Source organism: Bacteroides faecalis (genome assembly GCF_003865075.1).
In the GTDB taxonomy this organism is placed as follows: Bacteria; Bacteroidota; Bacteroidia; order Bacteroidales; family Bacteroidaceae; genus Bacteroides; species Bacteroides faecalis.
In genome coordinates, this window is the sequence record NZ_BHWB01000015.1 from 48,361 (window position 1) to 66,480 (window position 18,120).

The following is an 18,120-nucleotide window of genomic DNA, read 5'->3' on the forward strand; positions in this document are numbered from 1 at the left end:
TGGCACATAACGGGAAACGCATTGGCGAAGTGGCGGATAAATTGGACAAAAAGTTCAATTTAGCGAGAACGTAGCCGATGTGTTTCCACAGAGCTAACTTACAAATAAAAAGCGAATGTGGAACACATTCGGCGGAATAAAATGCAGAAACTTTCAATTTAGCACTTAACCTGCCATTTTGCCAATGCGATGTTATGTGAAGGAATTTTTAGTATCTTTGTATTCAAATAATTCACATTTTATGTATTTCAGCAAGCCTTGGTAATTAAAAATTAAAGTAAATTTTGAACAGAAAACTAAATCCTTAGAGAAAAATATTAATGCTTCACTTGTATATAAAGGTGATTCACTTAATGGGTCGTTCGGATTTAATGGAAAGGATGGTACTTTTGATTCTACAGTTTACAAAAGACAAGATATATTTATACGTGTAAAAACATTGGGTGGTATTCAAGATGAAACAGGTGTAGTGAATACTACAATGGCACTTAAAGACATAAATATAAACTTGCAATCTTGGAGAAAATCATTAAATGATTCAAAAAATCATACAGTGATTGATTTAATAGAAGAAGGATTATATCCAATGTCGGATTTTGTACTGGAAAGAAACTTTCAAAGACGTTTTGATGATACTTCTAAGGAAATTCTTCTTCCTGTTACAAGACTTTATACTCCGTCTATTACGATTGCAAGAGTATTGACAAAGACATCTGCTTCGGGAGAAAGTTTATATGATGTAGCTGCTGTGTTAACAACAAGACAGGGTGACCAAATAGTATTGAGTAAAAGTAATGCTACGGATGCGGAATTAAGGCAAAATGAAGATGATAATGTTTTTATCCTCAAATCCGCAACTAAGCCCTTGAACGTCCTTATTGCGTTTACACGTCCTCTCATTACTGAATTTGCAGATAATTTGAACTTGAAGCACCCACTTCTGCCTACAATATCCCCTTACCCCACAATGTGACTTGAGGCAATACACAATATCATTCCCATAAGTTGTAGGCATTATCCAAAATCAGTCTGGAAAACATCTGCGTAAGCATTATTACAGGTATAGATGTTCAGCACATACCGCCTTGATGTCCTGATCCACTTGGCTGGTACAGAGATAAACCTGAAGACAAACGCTTTTATGCGACTTGTTGCATTGAGCCCGAACTTCTTTACGTCAAGTCTTTGAATAATGGCCTTGTAAAAGTTACGGATAAGTGCTGTAAGAAGAAGGAACACTGTGTTCTCTGCCATGAAGGATTTGGGCAATCTGTCCCACCCGAAACCATTGTTCATATCATCGAAGATACGTTCCTTTCCTCCACGAAGGTTATAGAACTCGACAATTTCTCTTACGGAAGAATCATAGTCGTTAGTCAGGATACAACGGTATGTGTATTCTCCTTCCCAAAAATCCTGCACACCATCCATCCGTTTCTGTCTTTGAATCACAAGTCGATATGCCTTACCTTTCCACTTCTCAACAAGGATAGAGTTCAATTCAAACTCAATGCCATTGATTTCCTCAGTTTTCCAGCCTTTGAGAGCAAAGGTGTCATTGTAGATCGAACTGCAGCGGTTAGCACGGATATAGAAGGACTTGCAGTGTTTTTCTATTTCCTCCACGATTTCCTCGGAACATGATCCACAATCAGCTCTGAAGCGATTGATAGTGAGCCCATTCTGTTCAAATCTCGCAAAGAACCTCTTCAGCGTGTCCTTCTGATGGAAACGAACATTTGTGTTACCATCGCTATTCTCTATACCGACTATCAAATCGCCAATAACCGCCACGCCAGGGCGATAACCAAGGAACTTCTTGTATGTAGGCTTTGCATCATACTTCTCTGTCTCTATGAACTGATGGTCGAAATCAACATCATACATCTCACCCTCTTTCAGTTGGCCAGATGCAAATATACAATTGAGCAATAAAGTATTGAGAGTGTCAGCCGTATTGAAATCGTAGGTCTTGCCCATATCTGATGTGTATGAAATGTTTTCTTGCGTCAACTCCTTTATCGCCCTGAGGATAGTATCAGAGCTACAAGTGCGAAGTGTCGGATGAAGCGAGAGGTGGTTCATCAAATGAGTAGTGACATCCTCAATACATGAACCGCTACAGAAGTAGATACTCATGAGAGAACGGATGATTTCGCTGTACTGATAACCGAACGATCTACACCTTAGACCGAGGGTTGAGTCGATTACAGATGATAATGTGGAGTCAAATTGCTCCATGATTGAAAATAATCCCCCAAAAGGAGTGAGTCTCTCAGATTTAATTTGTATCTTCGCCATGTCTATCGTCGGATTCTCTTGTTTTTTTTGCAACACTAAGATAAGTGAAAATTCTGACATGGCAAAATCCTGAGCAACTTTTTGTTGCTCAGGTACTTAAAAAGTTTAATTTATAATAGTGTTGCGGAATTAAGGTAAAACTGTTCATTGGGAAATGGAACTGAATATATGTATATGGGTGCGCATAAGACCAGCATGAGCAGGGATAGATGAAAGACTCGTTTTTGTTGATACGTTATTATCATTTCTCTTTCTTTTTTGTCGTAAGTTTGAGTTTTTATTGAACTTAGAAAAGAGGCGGCTTTTGTGCTGATTTTCATGTGTTTTATTGTTTTAAGTGTTATTAAGTATAATGTTTCCTGCAAAAATAACTGTTTTTTTTTTTTTTTTTGTATGTTTAAGTACTTTTCTTTATGATGTTAAGTGTTTTTAATTGTTGTGTGGTTGTCTTTTTAAGTATTTATAAGTTTAAAATGCTTGTTTTTGCTTTGGAGGTTGGTTTATAGGTGCGTATCTTTAGCGGTTGAAATTCAGGGGGGTGTAAAAGCCTGGGTTTGGATTGTCATATTAACAAATGATTAAATGACGAAAAGATGTTTTTTTATATTAAATGTGTATTGTTCGTGCTCGTGTTGAGTATAAGCGGAGAAATATCCGCTCAGGAGAAGCGTGATTCGGTAAGGATCTATTTTCATCAAGGAAAGGTAAATATAGATACATGTTTACTTGACAATGGGAACGAGATGGAGCGGTTTGCTAAAATCTGTTCCGCATTGAACGACTCCGTCCGTCTTATCAGGAAAATTCAAATAATAGGAGGAGCTTCCCCGGAAGGAGGGGGGCTGTTGAATGGAAGGCTGTCTGAAAAACGAGCAGAGGTTTTGTGGCGGTATATATCACCTTATATAAAGATTCCGGTATTGGAGAGGGATTTTCATTTTTCGGGAAGCGACTGGAACGGACTTATAACGATGGTGAGAGCGGATGTGAATGTTCCGGAGAGGGAGGATGTCCTTCGTTTGTTGGAGAAGATCGTCCGTTTGGAAAACCAGGACAGCCCTTATTGGGGGGGAGAACTGAAAAGACTGAAAGGGGGGAGGCCATACTCATATTTGTATAAATTCCATTTTCCGAAACTTCGTTCGTCGATGGTGAAAATATGCTATGATAGTGATCCGATAAATCCCGTCAGAGATACGGTATATATACATACACGTGATACGTTGTGCATCCGTGATACCGTTACCGTCATAGCTCCGGTAAAGAAACGGCCGTTTTGCATGGCGGTGAAAACAAACTTGCTTTATGACGCTGTTTTGATACCTGACATCGGGGTTGAGTTCTGTTTGGGGAAGAACTGGTCTGTGGCCGGGAATTGGATGTATGCCTGGTGGAAAAGTGATCGGAAGCATAATTATTGGCGTATCTATGGGGGAGATGTGGAGTTGCGCCGCTGGTTCGGTCGGAGAGCGGTGGAAAAACCGTTTTCCGGGCATCATGTCGGATTGTACGGGCAGATCGTCACCTATGATTTCGAATTGGGTGGGAAAGGTTACTTGGGGGATAAATGGAGTTACGGGGGAGGCGTGGCTTACGGCTACTCGTTACCTGTGGGACATCGGTTCAATGTGGATTTCACGTTGGGAATCGGCTACCTTGGAGGATCGTACAAGGAGTACATCCCTTTGGACGGTCACTATGTATGGCAGACCACTAAAAACCGCCGCTGGTTCGGCCCGACCAAGGCGGGTATCTCTTTGGTGTGGTTGATCGGGCGGGGGAATTATAGCCGGAAGAAAGGAGGCAGGCAGTGATACGGATACGCTTTAGTCTGGTGTTCATATTTTTATGGATAGGACTGACGGCTTGTGAGCATAAGGATTTATGTTACGATCATCCGCACTTTGCCACGGTGCGGGTAATATTCGACTGGACCAAGATTTCCAATCATGACAAGCCTGAAGGCATGAGGGTCGTATTTTATCCGACCGACGATGAAAGCAACACGTGGATATTTGATTTCCCCGGAGGAGAGGATGGGGAAGTGGAGCTCCCCGAGAATGATTACCGGGTAATTTGCTTCAACTACGATACCGACGGGATGGTTTGGAAAGAAAACGGCAGTTACACGCTTTTTACTGCCGATACGCGTGATGTTCGGTCGCCGGATAACCGGACAATGGCTGTCACCCCACCCTGGCTGTGTGGCGACCATATAGACAGAGTTATCCTCAAGGACATTCCGGGAGGAAGCGCGGAGATAGTACGGCTAACTCCCGTAAACATGGTATGTCACTACACGTATGAGGTGAACGGTCTTCGGGGACTGGATAGGGTGGCGGATTTGCGGGCTGCTCTTTCCGGCATGTCCGGCTCGCTTAACATGTCCGGCGACAGTTTGCCCGCCGGTCTTTCGGAGAGCCTGCTCTTTGATGGAATGGTTTCACGGAATCAGATTATAGGCGGATTCTATACGTTTGGACATTCCGCACTTGAAGGAGAGCCCAATGTTTTCCGGCTGTATCTCAAGAACCGTTCCGGCAGCATGTCTGTATTGGAACAGGACGTGAGCGACCAAGTGCATGATGTCCCGGTAGCGGGGCATGTCGGTGATGTGCATCTGGTGTTGAATTTTGATTATGAGGTACCATCCGAGCCGGGAAGTGGCGGTCCGGGATTTGATGTGGACGTTGATGATTGGGATGATGTGAATGTGGATATAGTGTTATAAACGGATATTTGAGTTTTCAGTGCGGATTGGATGCCGGGTAAACGCTATGTCAACTATTAAGTAATCGAGTTTATTAATTATATGTATCAATTTAATTTATTTTTATTTATGAAAAAAAGTACAGTAATGCTTTGGGCAATCTTTGGAGCACTACTCATGGGTTGCTCAGACGAGGAGATTGCGAATGTGGAAACCTCCTCACAGAATGCGATTGGTTTTAACGTGTTAAGTAATGCGGCGGAAACGAGGGCTACCCCTACTACCAACACCAACTTGAAGAACACCGATTTCGACGTGTTCGCTTTTACGGCGGATGGTACTGCCTTCATGGGAAAGAACGACACGGAATTTGAACATGACGGAGTGAAGATCGTGTACAAAAATGGTAAGTGGGATTATGACGATGCGAACGACCTTCGTTATTGGCCTACCGAGGCTTTGGACTTTTACGCGTTCAATCCCGGAACGGTTAGTGAAGACATGATGATATTTTATAGTTGGGAAGCCACCAAGGATGTCCAAAAGATAAGTTATACCTGCATGGATGAGTATGGAAGCGGTACTACTCATGCAAACTACGACGTGATGTATGCCATGGCCAAAGGCCAGACAAAAGACATGAACAACGGAATAGTGAAATTTAATTTCAAACATATTCTGTCACAGGTCGTATTCAAAGCAAAGACCCAATACGATAACATGCAGGTGGACATCGACGTGATCAAGATTCATAATTTCAAATTTGCCGGCGCCTTCACATTGCCTGCGGCAGCCGATGGAACGGGAAGTTGGAGTTCGTCTGATTTAGCATTTCCACACGCATTTACCGTAGTGAAAAACGCAAACATCACGGTCAATAGCAATACCGAAGCTACCGATATTACCACAAATACTCCTATGCTGAATATACCACAGGAGCTGACTGCTTGGAAAGTTTCCGAAACAGCCACCAAAAGCAAGTTGGAGGCCGATAATGCGAAGCAATGTTATCTGGAGATCGCCTGCAAAATCCGGCAGTCCGGAGCTTATCTGTTGGGTTCAGCAAGCGAATACAAAACAATTTATGTTCCGTTCGGAGATACATGGGAACAGGGCAAGCGCTATATCTACACGTTGATTTTCGGTGGTGGTTATGATGATCAGGGAGAGGCTGTGTTGAATCCGATCCAGTTTGATGCAGAGACAACAGGCTGGGTTAATGCGGCAAAAGACGTAAACGTTTAATTAATATCGTACCCGTTGGCAGGTTAAACATACGCAAGATTAATCCCGCCAACGGGTTCTTTATAGGGAATCGCATTTTCAATATACTTTTTGATGTGTAGGGGTGCTTTTTGCGTACCTTTTTCCTGGAGAATTTCTTTTGTGGAGTGTTTGCCCTGTATATTCCCGATACGCTGTTATAGCAGGGAACTGTTTTTATCCAAGTAGTCAGATATAGCCTCTTGCAATACCGATTTTAGCGAATCGCCTTTGCGGATCGCGATCAGCTTTAAGTTCTGGTGATAGGTTTCGTCCATGACAAAATTACAATGCACGGTTTTCGCTTTCTTCGGCTTTTGAGCCTCTTTTTGCCCGGCCGTGGATTGGATCAGGCTGTCTAATCCCCCGGTCAGCCCGGCCGACATACTGTTTTTTAAATCGTTCTTCTTTGCCATATGGTTACTTTATTTCTGTTAGCAGTTCGTTACATACCTTTTCGTAGTCCTCTACCCCGGCAGATTTGGGGGCATAGTGAAAAATATCCTGCCCTTGTGTCGGGGCTTCGGCCAGCGTAATGGCGTTGCGTATATGGGTGCTGAACACTTTGCCCTGGAATGTTTCCTGTACCAGTTCCGAAACGCTCTTGTTCAGGTTCTTTCTTCCGTCGTACTGGGTTATCAGGACCCCGGCGATCGAAAGATCCGAGTTCAAACGTTGCTGCACCTTGTGGACGACCTGCATAAGTTTGGCCATTCCACGCATTGCCAGGAATTGAGCCTGAACCGGGATAATCAACCGATCCGAGGCCGTCAGTGCGTTAAGCGTGAGCAGCGACAGCGAGGGGGGGCAGTCGATCAGGATATAATCGAATTTTTCCTTTTGGCCCTTGATAAGGTGGGCTAAGATAAGTTCCCGCCCGGCCTCGTTGATTAACTCCGTTTCAACGGCCGAGAGATCCAGGCAGGAGGGAACGACTCTAAGACCGTCCTTATGCTCGTAGATCGGCAGGTCGTATTCGCCTTTCATCGCGCCGTAGATCGTTTGGGGAAGCTCCGCGGAGAAGCCCAGCGATTCGGTCAGGTTGGCCTGCCCGTCAAGGTCGATCAAAAGAACCTTGTACCCTTTTTGACGTAACGCACCGCCCAGGTTGATCGTGGTTGTGGTCTTTCCTACTCCCCCCTTGTGATTCAATACGGAGATTACTTTTGCTTTGCTCATAAATTCAGTTTTTTAAATGGTTGTCATGTCCGCAAATATAGTCAAAATACTAATATACTAAAAGACTAAAAGTAGTATTTTCGTTTTTTGCGTGTTTTTTGTACCGATCGGGGAAGCGTACCGAAATAAATCCTGTTTCCGTCTTTCGGTACGTTTTGTTTCTGTACCGGAATTAATCAAAGATTAGAATAACCATAAATGTTTTTATACGTTAATCATACGTATGTATATATGTATATATTTGTTTTTGAGTATCTTTGTGTGCTATGAATAAAAAATAAAAGACATGAGCACTTATTCGTATAAAAATCCGAAGTTTATAAATTCCCCTAAAGGGGTGGTTGAAGTTGTAGAAGTGATTTATGACGGCAAAGATGATCCGGCCTATTCACTGGCTATTATTAAATGGGAAAATACCTATAAATTAGGTATTCGTTGGAACATCGCTTATAGTGAATGGGACGATTACCGCAAACAGAACGGGCAAGATGAATGTATAGGTAATCCACAGTCGAGAGGTATTCCCACCTGGTTTGTTTTGCCCGATGATATGATGTTTAGTGAGAAGTTCAGCGGTGCGATGCAGAGGCTTGATGAATTAAGAAAAGGTAAATAAGTAATGGAACAGGGAGAAATCATATTATACCAGCCGGATGAAGCGGTCAGGTTGGAAGTGAGGCTGGAAGATGAAACCGTTTGGCTGACACAGGCGCAAATTGTGGATCTTTTTCAATCCAGCAAAGCAAATATAAGCGAGCATATAAAAAACATATATGATCAGAAAGAATTAGAGGAAAGTTCAACTGTTCGGGATTTCCGAACAGTTCGACAGGAAGGCAAACGGCAAGTGATGCGCAATCTGACTTATTACAATTTGGATGCGATCATATCCATTGGGTTTCGTGTCAATAGTAAAAGAGGTATTTTATTTAGGCAATGGGCGAATAAGGTTTTAAAGGACTATCTTTTAAAAGGGTATTCCATTAATAAACGTTTGTCAGAACTTGAAAGGACTGTCGCTCAACATACCGAGAAGATAGATTTTTTTGTGCGTACTGCCTTGCCCCCGGTCGAAGGCATTTTTTATAACGGCCAGATTTTCGATGCGTACAAGTTCGCTACCGATCTGGTAAAGTCGGCCAGGCGTTCGATCGTGCTTATCGACAACTATGTGGACGAAACGGTCTTGCTCATGTTGAGTAAACGCAGCGTCGGTGTCTCGGCCACCATTTACACCCAGCGTATCACGCAGCAACTCCAACTTGATCTTGACAGGCATAACAGCCAGTACACACCTATCGACATCAGGACGTACCGGGACAGTCACGACCGTTTCCTGATCGTTGATGAAACGGACGTGTACCATATCGGAGCCTCGTTAAAGGATCTGGGGAAAAAGATGTTCGCTTTCTCAAAGCTGGATATTCCGGCGGCTGTGATTACTGACCTGTTATAATATCCTTTGTCTTATGAATGGGCTGTCGCAAAAGAAAAACCCGTTCTTGATGAACGGGTATATCCTTGACTTGGTTACGTGTTTTGATAACAGAGGCTTTACCAAGCATTACAATGCAAAGATAGTAATTATAGGTTAATTAGCGAATTTCTTTTTTGGATAGATCCGGAAATAATGCCGTCCTTGAAAGAGGTGGATAAGGTGATTAAAACAATAGATAAGGAAGAACAAAAGCAAAAGGGATGAATGTGGTTATTTATTCACGTGTAAGCTCGCAGTCGGCCAGGCAATCGACCGAACGGCAGGTTGTCGATCTGGAGAGGTTCGCAGCCGGACGGGGGTACGAGGTGACGGCGGTCTTTGAGGAAAAGATAAGCGGACGAAAGGCCAATATCGAACGCCCGGTTTTAAGCCGTTGCCTGGAATACTGCACGGATCCGCAGAACCGGGTGGATATGTTGTTGCTGACCGAGATCTCACGCCTGGGGCGTTCAACCCTGGAGATCCTAAAGTCACTCGATACGCTGCACACGCATAAAATATGCGTGTATATTCAAAACCTGAACCTGGAAACATTACGGCCGGACAAGACGGTAAACCCCTTGTCCTCTCTGATCACTACCCTGTTGGGGGAACTGGCCGCGATCGAACGCCAGGGGATCATCGACCGCCTTAATAGCGGACGGGAGTTGTACATCCAGAAAGGGGGCAGGCTGGGACGGAAGCCGGGAAGCCGGAAAACGGCCGAACAGAGGAAAGAGGAATACCGGGAGGCGATCGCCTTGTTAAAGAAAGGCTACTCGATCCGGAACGTGGCGAAGCTCACGGGAAAGGCCGTTTCGACGATACAACAAGTAAAAAAAGACTTCATTAGTAGCTGATTATCGGAACAAATATTGTATTTTTGCAACAAATACGAGTAAATGCACATAATTAAAAACGAGTATTTACACATGTCTAAAAACGAGTATTTGCACGAAAATAATCAGAATCTAAATAAAAACGGTTATGGCAACAATGACGGAGAAAATGGCGGCTTCACTGGAGGAATTAAGAAAGCTTCAGGAGAAAGACCGCTGTGTCGTCCTGCAAGGGACGGCCGAGATAGGGAGGACGCATTTAACCCGGCTGTTGGATAACGGCTGGTTGCAGGAAGTAATGAAAGGCTGGTATATTGCGGCTAGGCCGGGAACAGAGGGGGACACGACGGTCTGGTACACCTCATTTTGGTATTTTATTGCGAAATACGCGGTCGTCCGGCTGGGGGAACAATGGTGCTTGACGGCCGACCAGTCGCTGGATCTGTATTCGGGGAAAACGACCGTGCCCGTGCAGGTGATTATCAAGTCGCCGAAAGGCCATAACAACACGCAAAAGCTGATGTATGATACCTCGCTTTTGGTGTTTCAAAGCGAGATCCCGGATCAGGTATATAAAGAGCCGGAATACGGCCTTAATCTCTATCCGCTTGCCGAAGCCCTGGTATATGCCACGCCGAGATATTTCCAGGTGGAGAAGATCGCAGCCCGCACCTGCCTGGCCATGATACGGGACGCTGCCGATATATTAAAGGTACTGACGAAAAACGGAGCTTCGCTTCGTGCCGGAAGAATAGCCGGGGCGTTCCGGAACATCGGGAACAGCGAAATCGCCGACAGCATCGTTTCCACGATGCGGGGGTTCGGGTATGACGTGAGAGAAGAGGATCCGTTCGAGGATCAGCCACGAACGCCCCTTGTTTATGAAGTGTCGCCTTACGTCACACGCTTGCGCCTGATGTGGGAGAACATGAGGGATAAGGTTGTAGAACTGTTTCCCGAAGCCCCTGGAAAGATTGATGACGTGGAGGGGTATTTGAGATCCGTCGATGAAAAGTATTCGGAGGACGCTTATCATTCTCTCTCGATCGAGGGATATAGGGTTTCCCCGGAACTGATCGAGAAAGTGCGTGTCGGGAACTGGAAGCCGGAGGAAGAAGATAAGGAGCATAAAAACGCACTGGTGGCACGTGGGTATTACCAGGCGTTCCAGGCTGTCAGGGGGACGATCTCCGATATACTGAAAGGAAAGAACGCAGGGGAAGCGGTAAGGGCGGATCATCCAGTCTGGTATATGCAGATGTGGATGCCGTTCGTTACGGTGGGGATCTTGCAAAGGGAGGATCTTGTGGGTTATCGTACCGGGCAGGTCTATATACGGGGATCGCAACATATCCCGTTGAACCCGAAAGCGGTCAGGGACGCTATGCCCGTCCTTTTCGATCTCTTGAAGAATGAGCCGCACCCGGCGGTAAGGGCTGTCTTGGGACACTTCTTTTTCGTGTATATTCACCCCTATATGGACGGGAACGGGAGAATGGGACGGTTCGTCTTGAACGCCATGCTTGCGTCTGGAGGCTATAACTGGACGGTTGTTCCGGTGGAGCGTAGAAAAGAATATATGAAAGCGTTGGAAAAGGCCAGCGTGGAGGGGGATATTTCCGAATTTGCCAAAGTGATAACCTCGCTGGTCAAGTAATGATATTTATAATAATGACAATATGAAATCAACGGAATATATCGAATGGGATAAACTGGAGCAGATCCCGTTCTGCCTTTGCCGGATCGCGGAGGATGAAGAAAACCAGGAAATAGATGTTTATTATCTGGATAAACGGGTTTGCCATGATTACGATCATGTGGGGCATTATTTTCGTACTGCGATAATCATGTTTAGAAGGATCAGGAACATAACGGCCGATTGGGTGAACCTCAAAAACCTTTGGTTGCTAAGGGACTGTATCAGGGAGAATTTTAATCATGGCCTGGAGGTGGACGATCTGATCTTCGGGGAAACATTCGACGGTGAGGATCCGGAAACTATAAAGCCGCTAACCAAAGAACGGCTGTTCAAGATTAAAAAGGTGATTCAGGAAAAAGATCCATACGCTACCGTATAGGGGGGAGTATATAAAAACAAAACCCTGGAGTTTGTCTTGCGACAGGGACAATAGGGGATTACTACGCGAATATAGGGAGTATATCTCGTTTAATTTGTATTTTCACCATGTCTATCGTCGGATTCTCTTGTTTATTTTTACAACACTAAGATAAGTGAATTCTTCGACATGGCAAAATCCTGAGCCGCTCGGCTCTGCCGCTTGGCTTGTCCAAGAACTTTTTGTTGCTCAGGTACTTAAAAAGTTTAATTTGTAATAGTGTTGCGGAATTAAGGGTATTTACTACTTTTAGTATTTTAGTGTATTAGTACGCTTTTCTTTTGGAGGATTTGGGCGTTCCCGTAAACGGTCGGGCTTTCCGCCTCCAAGTCCTCGCCTGAAGGCTGTGGGCTTTTCACTGCAATCCCTAACGCATAAATACACCCACCCACCCGGCTAAGGTAGGCTATTTCCGGATAGATTCGTTCGGTGAAGTCAGCCGGATAAAAGCGCCTGACTTTTCACTGATCGGCACAATCCGGAAAGGAGTACCCGGAATGATCCTTGCCCGGCTGATGAGCGCAGGCACTCGTCGGCTGGGCAAGGAACATTCCTTGTCGGGCACTCCGGTAGCCGATTGTCGAACCCGGTTTTAACCCCCCTTTCAGGGGAGAGAGGTATTTTAGTTTTTCCGGCGTAGCCGCCTTGCGCTTACCTTGACCGGGGTTTTTGTCTGCAAAGGTCAAACGGCTTTTTCCATATCTCAAGTTGAGCCGCAAGCAGCTTTTAGAAAAAATCTCCAGCCAGGCTAAAGCCAGGTAGTATTTTTCCTAAAAAACTTGTGCTATGGAAAAAACCGTTTGGGGGGTTCTCATACAAAAAACCCTCGGAACTCAAGATAAACGCAAGACGACCACACCGACAGCCCCGAAAGACCAAAATGGGGTTGTCTTGATACAAAAACATCGGAATCTTAGGCATCCGCAAGGTTGGGGGGGGAGGGTGCGAGGTGGGGAGTTTACTATCGGAAAAAATCAGGTAGTAAATACTAAATTTAGTATTTACTAAAATACTACTTTTATGGATAATTATCTGATAAACAGATGGTTAAATGTTGTTTAAATACTTGCGTATCTCAAATAAAAGTGCTATCTTAGAGGTATAGAAAAAGAGATAACAACCTTTAGAACTGGCTCACCCACCAGGATAAAGAACGGGGGACGTAGTTATGAAAACTGATTATTTCGACAAGGCAGCGCAACAGTTTGCAAATTTGATGATATTATGTTGAGGTCAACATAAAAGGGTTAATGTTGCCCATTTGTTTATGTCAGTTTCTTTCATATTTATTTGATAATTAGAGTTCTTATCGAATTTTGTACAACATAATTTTGGATGCTCGTTTATATTATATAGTATTACTCATATAATTATAAGAGCATGTTAGAACAAATCATTATCCGCAAGTCATTCCTTAAAAAACATTTGGCTGCACCATTATTAAAGGAGCGAGAATACTTTCTAACTATGAAAAGTAAGGAAGGATTGTCCCGGCTAACACTATTGGGGTGGGCTGGGTATTCGCTCAAGTTTATCCAATATTTCGATCTTCATGATGGCGAAAAGAGAATTGTGTCACTTGATGATGTCGTTGAAGCTGCACGTCAATGGTCTTCACCCATTCCTGATCATTATCATTCTCGGAAACGTCATGATTGCCCTTCCTCAAGAATCAAATTCATTGAGATGGCTGTTGAATTCTTACTATACGTAGGTCTTTTAGATTCTCGTTACCAAGACGACATCATCAATTATCTCGCAGAGCGCAAATGGCACAGAGTCAGACTGATTGCCGCTCCCTTTTATAAAGAGAGAATGTCTTTCTTGATGGATTGCAAATCAAAAGGTTTTAAAAGACAGACACTTCAGCTTTATGCACAGTATCAACTTCATCTAATAGAGTATCTTGATTTAAAGAACTTCCGTATTGTTACCAATGAGGAAATCTCAAATGCAGCAAAAAAATGGCAAAACCTGGAAGACAAAGGTTCTCACAAGAAGAAAGGCACCAAGTCTAATTATAGTTTCTTCATCTATTTTGCAAATATGTGGCTTAAAGAGCTACATATGCTACCAGAATCAGGATCTCCTTCAATATCAGATATACGCATAAATGAATACCTTAATCACTTGGCATACAGGAGATATTCTCATGCCTATATTAAGGGAAGGAGATATATACTCACCTACTTTTACAAGATAATAGAAAAGGAGAACCAGGAACACCCTTTAACATTGGAAGATATAGATAAATACATTGAATACTACACGATTAACAAGGTTCAACGTAACACGCTGAAAGAGTACCTGTGTTGTATTCGTGTATATCTTCGTTATGCAGTCGAAAAGGGGTGGTGTATTACCGACCTAGATAAGGCGTTAATCACTCCCAAAGTATATAGTGAAGAAAATCTCCCTTCTTTCTTGCCGTGGAATAAAGTTCAAAAACTGTTACAAACAGTCAAAGAACAAACTGGTAAATCCGCATCGCGCGACTATGCTATTTTTATGTTACTTGCTATGTACGGTTTACGTTGTAGTGAGGTGGCAAACTTGAAGATTAGCGACATCGATTGGCGTAAAGAACAAGTCTATATTAAGCGTGCGAAGAATTGTCGACCACAAGTGTTACCACTTCTACATAATGTAGGAGAAGCTATTATCGCTTACCTAAAACAGGGAAGGCCAAATGACATAGGAAGCGATAGCTTGTTCTTTTGTACACCAGCCCCGATACGTCCTATATCTTGTACAGCCATAGCTTCCGTCGTATATAGGTATTTGAAATCCAGCGAAATGGACGTTAGGCACAAAGGTCCCCATTGTTTACGCCATAGCCATGCAACTTTCTTGATAAACGAAGGACAAACCTTAAAGGATGTCGGTGATTTACTGGGTCACAAAAGTATGGAAGCGACAAGAATATATGCAAAAGTGGATCTCAATTCACTTAGAGATGTTTCAAATATTAACTGGGGGGAGCTTCTATGAGTATAAAAGAAACTGTTGAGTCATTTATCAAGTTTCGTAGGTCTATTGGTCGTAAGGATCAGAGTACAACTTACTCTTTGAGATTATTTGCTAAGTTCATTGGAGAAACAACAGAATTAACTTCAATAACGGAAAGCGATTGTAATGCCTTCCTTTACAGAAAAGGAAATGTCATCACCAGATATTGGCATTCTCAGCACTGCATTCTGAAAAAACTTTTTGAGTGGGCTTTTTCTAGAGGACTCATTCAAAACATACCTATTCCCGTTTTTCTGCTTAAAGCTCCAGAGTATTATCCCGCTTACATATATACGGATGACGAACTGAAGAGACTGTTTGATTGTGCGCTTACATATCGCAAATATAGATCATTTGTTAATGAGCCAATATGTATACGATATATCTTGATGATCACGTATATGCTTGGACTCAGAATAAGTGAGACCTTATCCTTAAAAATAAAGGATATTGATATGGATAATATGTACGTGCATATACATTGTAGTAAGTTCTACAAGTCTCGCTTGGTTACTTTCAACGAACAAGTATCAAAATTGATGCAAGAGATATTACAATGGCGAAGTACTCAAATGTCCCCAATGGTAGAGGATGCATATGTTTTCATTAATCAGAAGGGGAAACCTGTTAATTTTGTATCTTTACATCAGATATTTGCGACCATTCGTAAGAATGCAGGTCTTTATTTCCCTGATAGAGGACGTCATCAGCCTAGAATACATGATCTTCGCCATACTTTTGCGGTCGACGTCCTTACTAACTGGTATAAATCAGGAAAGAACGTACAGGATTTACTGCCGAAGTTGTCTATCTATTTGGGACATCTTAACGTGTCCTTCACTTCCGTCTATCTAACAAAGACGCCAACTTTGTTGCAGGAAGCAAACAAATTGTTTTATGCTTATAAAAACACGAACAATGAAGAACAGAAGAATTACTGAAACAGAATATCTTGGCTATTGGCTAAGACCATTCCTCATAGAGTACTTAATTGTCACTCGAAACCTTAGTCGTAACACTCAGATGAGTTATCGTGATACATTCCGTATGTTGGTATCGTATGTCTCTACATTAATAAGTATTGCAATAGACAATCTCAAAATCTCGGATATTACGACTGACGTTATTACGAAATTTCTTGATTATCTGGAAATTGAGAGAAAAGTTTCCGTATCTTCAAGAAACAATCGTTTAGCTGCAATAAAGGCTTTCGCAAAGTTTCTGGCGTGGAAATCTCCTGAACATATAGATTGGTGTCACCATGTCACTCTTATCCCTTCAAAGAAAACGGAAAAACGCATGATAACCTATATGGACAAATCTGAGATCGAAGCCTTGGCTGATGCACCATTGAAAACATGCAAATATCAAGGGATAAGAAGTCGAGATCATGTCATTATCCTATTCATGTATAATACTGGCGCCCGAGTGTCTGAAGTTATTGGTGTTAAAGTGAAGGATGTTGCGATGCCTTCAAAACGTGGAATGCCAATGGTGACATTACATGGCAAGGGGCGTAAAGAGAGAATATGTCCTTTATGGGAGGATTTCTGGGATTTACTCAAACAATTTATAGACAACAAGTTGCCTGACGATTACCTTTTCCTTAACCGATACAATCAGCCTATGAGCCGATTCTGTATTTATGAAATGATAAAGAAATACTCACAAGATGTAATCTTAAATCATCCCTCTCTTGCTAATAAACGCCCATCTCCTCACGTTATACGCCATACAACCGCCACTCATCTACTTAATTCTGGAGCGGATATTGATATGGTTAGAAATTGGATGGGACATAGCTCGATTGATACAACAAACATCTACGCCGAAATTAGCATGGAAAGGAAATTAGAAGTTCTCAAAAAATGTGAGCAGTCCGTTTCCGATACACCATCACGAAAATGGTCTGAGGATAAGGAGTTAATTACATTCTTAGATAGCCTCTAATTCCTCCAAAGATAGAATTATGTTGTGCAAAATGTCAAAGAACGATTGATTATTAATTGTTTAGACTAATGCCCAACATAATTCTATGTCAGACATAAATGATCGAGAAGATCCAGCAGGTAGAGGACAACTGGCAAAAGCCCTGGATCACCATTGCGGCGAATACACGCAATTTCTTTCCGCAGAACCTCACAGGACGCAGGTACGCCGGAGGCAACGCCTTTTTACTCCTTTTCCTTTGCGAGAAATTCCAGTACCAGACACCCGTATTTATGACGTTCAACCAGGCGAATGAGGCCGGGATCTCCGTGCTGAAAGGATCGAAATCGTTTCCGGTCTATTACTTCCTTTTCTACGTGTACCACAAGGAAACACGCAAGAAAATAACCTTTGAGGAATACAAGGCGTTAAGCCGGGAGCAGCAACAGGAATACAACGTTATACCGACCTATAAATATTACTCGGTCTTTAACTTGGATCAGACCAATTTTTCGGACGTGAGGCCGGAAGAATGGGAAGCGTTAAGGGAGAAGTTCAGAGGGGGACAGGCAGAGCAGCCCGACGGGACAACCGGAGAGGCGCACCCCGAAATAGACGCCATGCTGGAGGCGAAAAGCTGGTTTTGCCCGATACGGGAGCAGCAAGGCGACAGGGCTTTCTATTCTCCTTTAGCCGATTATATCGTAGTGCCGCTTCGCTCGCAGTTCGTCGATATGCAGAGCTTTTACGAAACGCTTCTGCATGAAATGGGACATTCCACGGGACACCCCACCCGATTGAACCGGGATCTTGCGCACCCGTTCGGATCAGAGGAATACGGCAAGGAGGAATTAACGGCCGAGTTCGCCGCAGCCCTGGCAGGAATGTTTTTCGGGATAGCCGAACATATACGCACTGAAAACGCAGCTTATCTGAAAAGCTGGATATACGTCGGCTGTTCGCAAAACCACCCGTACTGTGGAGAATGGCTGCCAAACCAAGTTTTCCGAAAGCGGGGCCTGCGGCCTATACGTGGTGCGGGGCACTCAAACAGTCTATTCCAACGTGAAACTGACAGCCGAGAGGGATGCCGACACGGGCGGTCTCGTATGGAAAACTGAAAGTCCGACACCGCTCGCAGGCGGGCTGTTGGACGAACACTATTATTTCTACTATCCCTATCAGGCACGAGCCTCAATACTGGGGCAGGGCGGCTGTTCGCCTTCATCATTACGGTGAACGAGCTAACCGTGCCCGGCTTGTCGGTGCGGAGCGAAACATACACCATCTCCGACA

At 43.5% G+C, this 18,120-nt stretch carries 15 protein-coding genes and 2 pseudogenes; 13 read left to right on the forward strand and 4 right to left on the reverse strand.

The genetic code is table 11. The features are described from left to right. Nucleotides 1-586: 586 nt before the first annotated feature. Nucleotides 587-796 (forward strand): annotated as a pseudogene (locus EJF25_RS26660) (MAC/perforin domain-containing protein); the annotation flags it as partial. Nucleotides 797-1,014: 218 nt separating this feature from the next. Here EJF25_RS26660 and EJF25_RS19220 read toward each other — a convergent pair. Continuing rightward, entirely contained in the window at nucleotides 1,015-2,301 is a 1,287-nt protein-coding gene (locus EJF25_RS19220) for an IS1380-like element ISBf12 family transposase (RefSeq protein ID WP_009040242.1), read from the reverse strand. 113 nt (nucleotides 2,302-2,414) lie between these two features. Next, nucleotides 2,415-2,621, reverse strand: a pseudogene (locus tag EJF25_RS25870) (helix-turn-helix domain-containing protein); the annotation flags it as partial. Nucleotides 2,622-2,894: 273 nt separating this feature from the next. Here EJF25_RS25870 and EJF25_RS19230 point away from each other — a divergent pair. The 3 genes from EJF25_RS19230 to EJF25_RS19240 all read left to right on the forward strand — a co-directional run bounded on the left by EJF25_RS19230 (nucleotide 2,895) and on the right by EJF25_RS19240 (nucleotide 6,256). Next, on the forward strand, nucleotides 2,895-4,115 hold the full coding sequence (locus EJF25_RS19230) for a DUF3575 domain-containing protein (RefSeq protein WP_009276883.1): 1,221 nt from the start codon (nucleotides 2,895-2,897) through the stop codon (nucleotides 4,113-4,115). Then, complete coding sequence (locus EJF25_RS19235; RefSeq protein WP_125042324.1) at nucleotides 4,112-5,032, forward strand: DUF5119 domain-containing protein; 921 nt, start codon at nucleotides 4,112-4,114, stop codon at nucleotides 5,030-5,032. The genes EJF25_RS19230 and EJF25_RS19235 overlap by 4 nt, the downstream gene beginning before the upstream one ends. A 108-nt stretch (nucleotides 5,033-5,140) precedes the next feature. Further along, nucleotides 5,141-6,256 carry a fimbrillin family protein gene (locus EJF25_RS19240; RefSeq protein ID WP_125042325.1) on the forward strand — a complete coding sequence of 372 codons (1,116 nt, stop codon included), beginning with the start codon at nucleotides 5,141-5,143 and terminating at the stop codon, nucleotides 6,254-6,256. Nucleotides 6,257-6,432: 176 nt separating this feature from the next. Here the strand turns inward: EJF25_RS19240 and EJF25_RS19245 are convergent, their stop codons facing one another. Both EJF25_RS19245 and EJF25_RS19250 read right to left on the reverse strand, forming a co-directional pair. Further along, nucleotides 6,433-6,690 (reverse strand): hypothetical protein, encoded by a 258-nt coding sequence (locus EJF25_RS19245; RefSeq protein ID WP_005648607.1) that lies wholly within the window; start codon nucleotides 6,688-6,690, stop codon nucleotides 6,433-6,435. A 4-nt stretch (nucleotides 6,691-6,694) separates the two neighbouring features. Beyond that, nucleotides 6,695-7,453 carry a ParA family protein gene (locus tag EJF25_RS19250; RefSeq protein ID WP_125042326.1) on the reverse strand — a complete coding sequence of 253 codons (759 nt, stop codon included), beginning with the start codon at nucleotides 7,451-7,453 and terminating at the stop codon, nucleotides 6,695-6,697. A gap of 286 nt (nucleotides 7,454-7,739) precedes the next feature. Between EJF25_RS19250 and EJF25_RS19255 the strand changes: the two genes are divergently transcribed. The 9 genes from EJF25_RS19255 to EJF25_RS19305 all read left to right on the forward strand — a co-directional run bounded on the left by EJF25_RS19255 (nucleotide 7,740) and on the right by EJF25_RS19305 (nucleotide 17,945). After that, the gene (locus EJF25_RS19255) at nucleotides 7,740-8,069 is read left to right on the forward strand and encodes a hypothetical protein (RefSeq protein ID WP_005868799.1); all 330 of its coding nucleotides are present in this window, start codon (nucleotides 7,740-7,742) and stop codon (nucleotides 8,067-8,069) included. A 3-nt stretch (nucleotides 8,070-8,072) separates the two neighbouring features. Continuing rightward, nucleotides 8,073-8,909, forward strand: coding sequence for a virulence RhuM family protein (locus EJF25_RS19260; protein WP_117682277.1), 837 nt, complete (start codon nucleotides 8,073-8,075; stop codon nucleotides 8,907-8,909). 242 nt (nucleotides 8,910-9,151) lie between these two features. Then, nucleotides 9,152-9,790, forward strand: a complete 639-nt coding sequence (locus tag EJF25_RS19265) for a recombinase family protein (RefSeq protein WP_007564634.1) — start codon at nucleotides 9,152-9,154, stop codon at nucleotides 9,788-9,790. Between the two features lie 127 nt (nucleotides 9,791-9,917). Then, a complete protein-coding gene (locus EJF25_RS19270) occupies nucleotides 9,918-11,426 on the forward strand; it encodes a Fic family protein (RefSeq protein WP_125042327.1) in 1,509 nt (502 codons plus the stop codon). 22 nt (nucleotides 11,427-11,448) lie between these two features. Then, nucleotides 11,449-11,847, forward strand: a complete 399-nt coding sequence (locus EJF25_RS19275) for a hypothetical protein (protein WP_005648588.1) — start codon at nucleotides 11,449-11,451, stop codon at nucleotides 11,845-11,847. A 1,506-nt stretch (nucleotides 11,848-13,353) separates the two neighbouring features. Next, nucleotides 13,354-14,877, forward strand: a complete 1,524-nt coding sequence (locus tag EJF25_RS19290) for a site-specific integrase (RefSeq protein ID WP_235016869.1) — start codon at nucleotides 13,354-13,356, stop codon at nucleotides 14,875-14,877. Continuing rightward, nucleotides 14,874-15,836, forward strand: a complete 963-nt coding sequence (locus EJF25_RS19295) for a tyrosine-type recombinase/integrase (protein ID WP_125042329.1) — start codon at nucleotides 14,874-14,876, stop codon at nucleotides 15,834-15,836. Before EJF25_RS19290 ends, EJF25_RS19295 begins: the two co-directional genes overlap by 4 nt. Next, on the forward strand, nucleotides 15,814-16,845 hold the full coding sequence (locus EJF25_RS19300; RefSeq protein WP_007750053.1) for a tyrosine-type recombinase/integrase: 1,032 nt from the start codon (nucleotides 15,814-15,816) through the stop codon (nucleotides 16,843-16,845). The genes EJF25_RS19295 and EJF25_RS19300 overlap by 23 nt, the downstream gene beginning before the upstream one ends. A gap of 98 nt (nucleotides 16,846-16,943) precedes the next feature. Then, nucleotides 16,944-17,945 (forward strand): ArdC family protein, encoded by a 1,002-nt coding sequence (locus tag EJF25_RS19305; RefSeq protein ID WP_117889575.1) that lies wholly within the window; start codon nucleotides 16,944-16,946, stop codon nucleotides 17,943-17,945. Nucleotides 17,946-18,120: the final 175 nt, after the last annotated feature.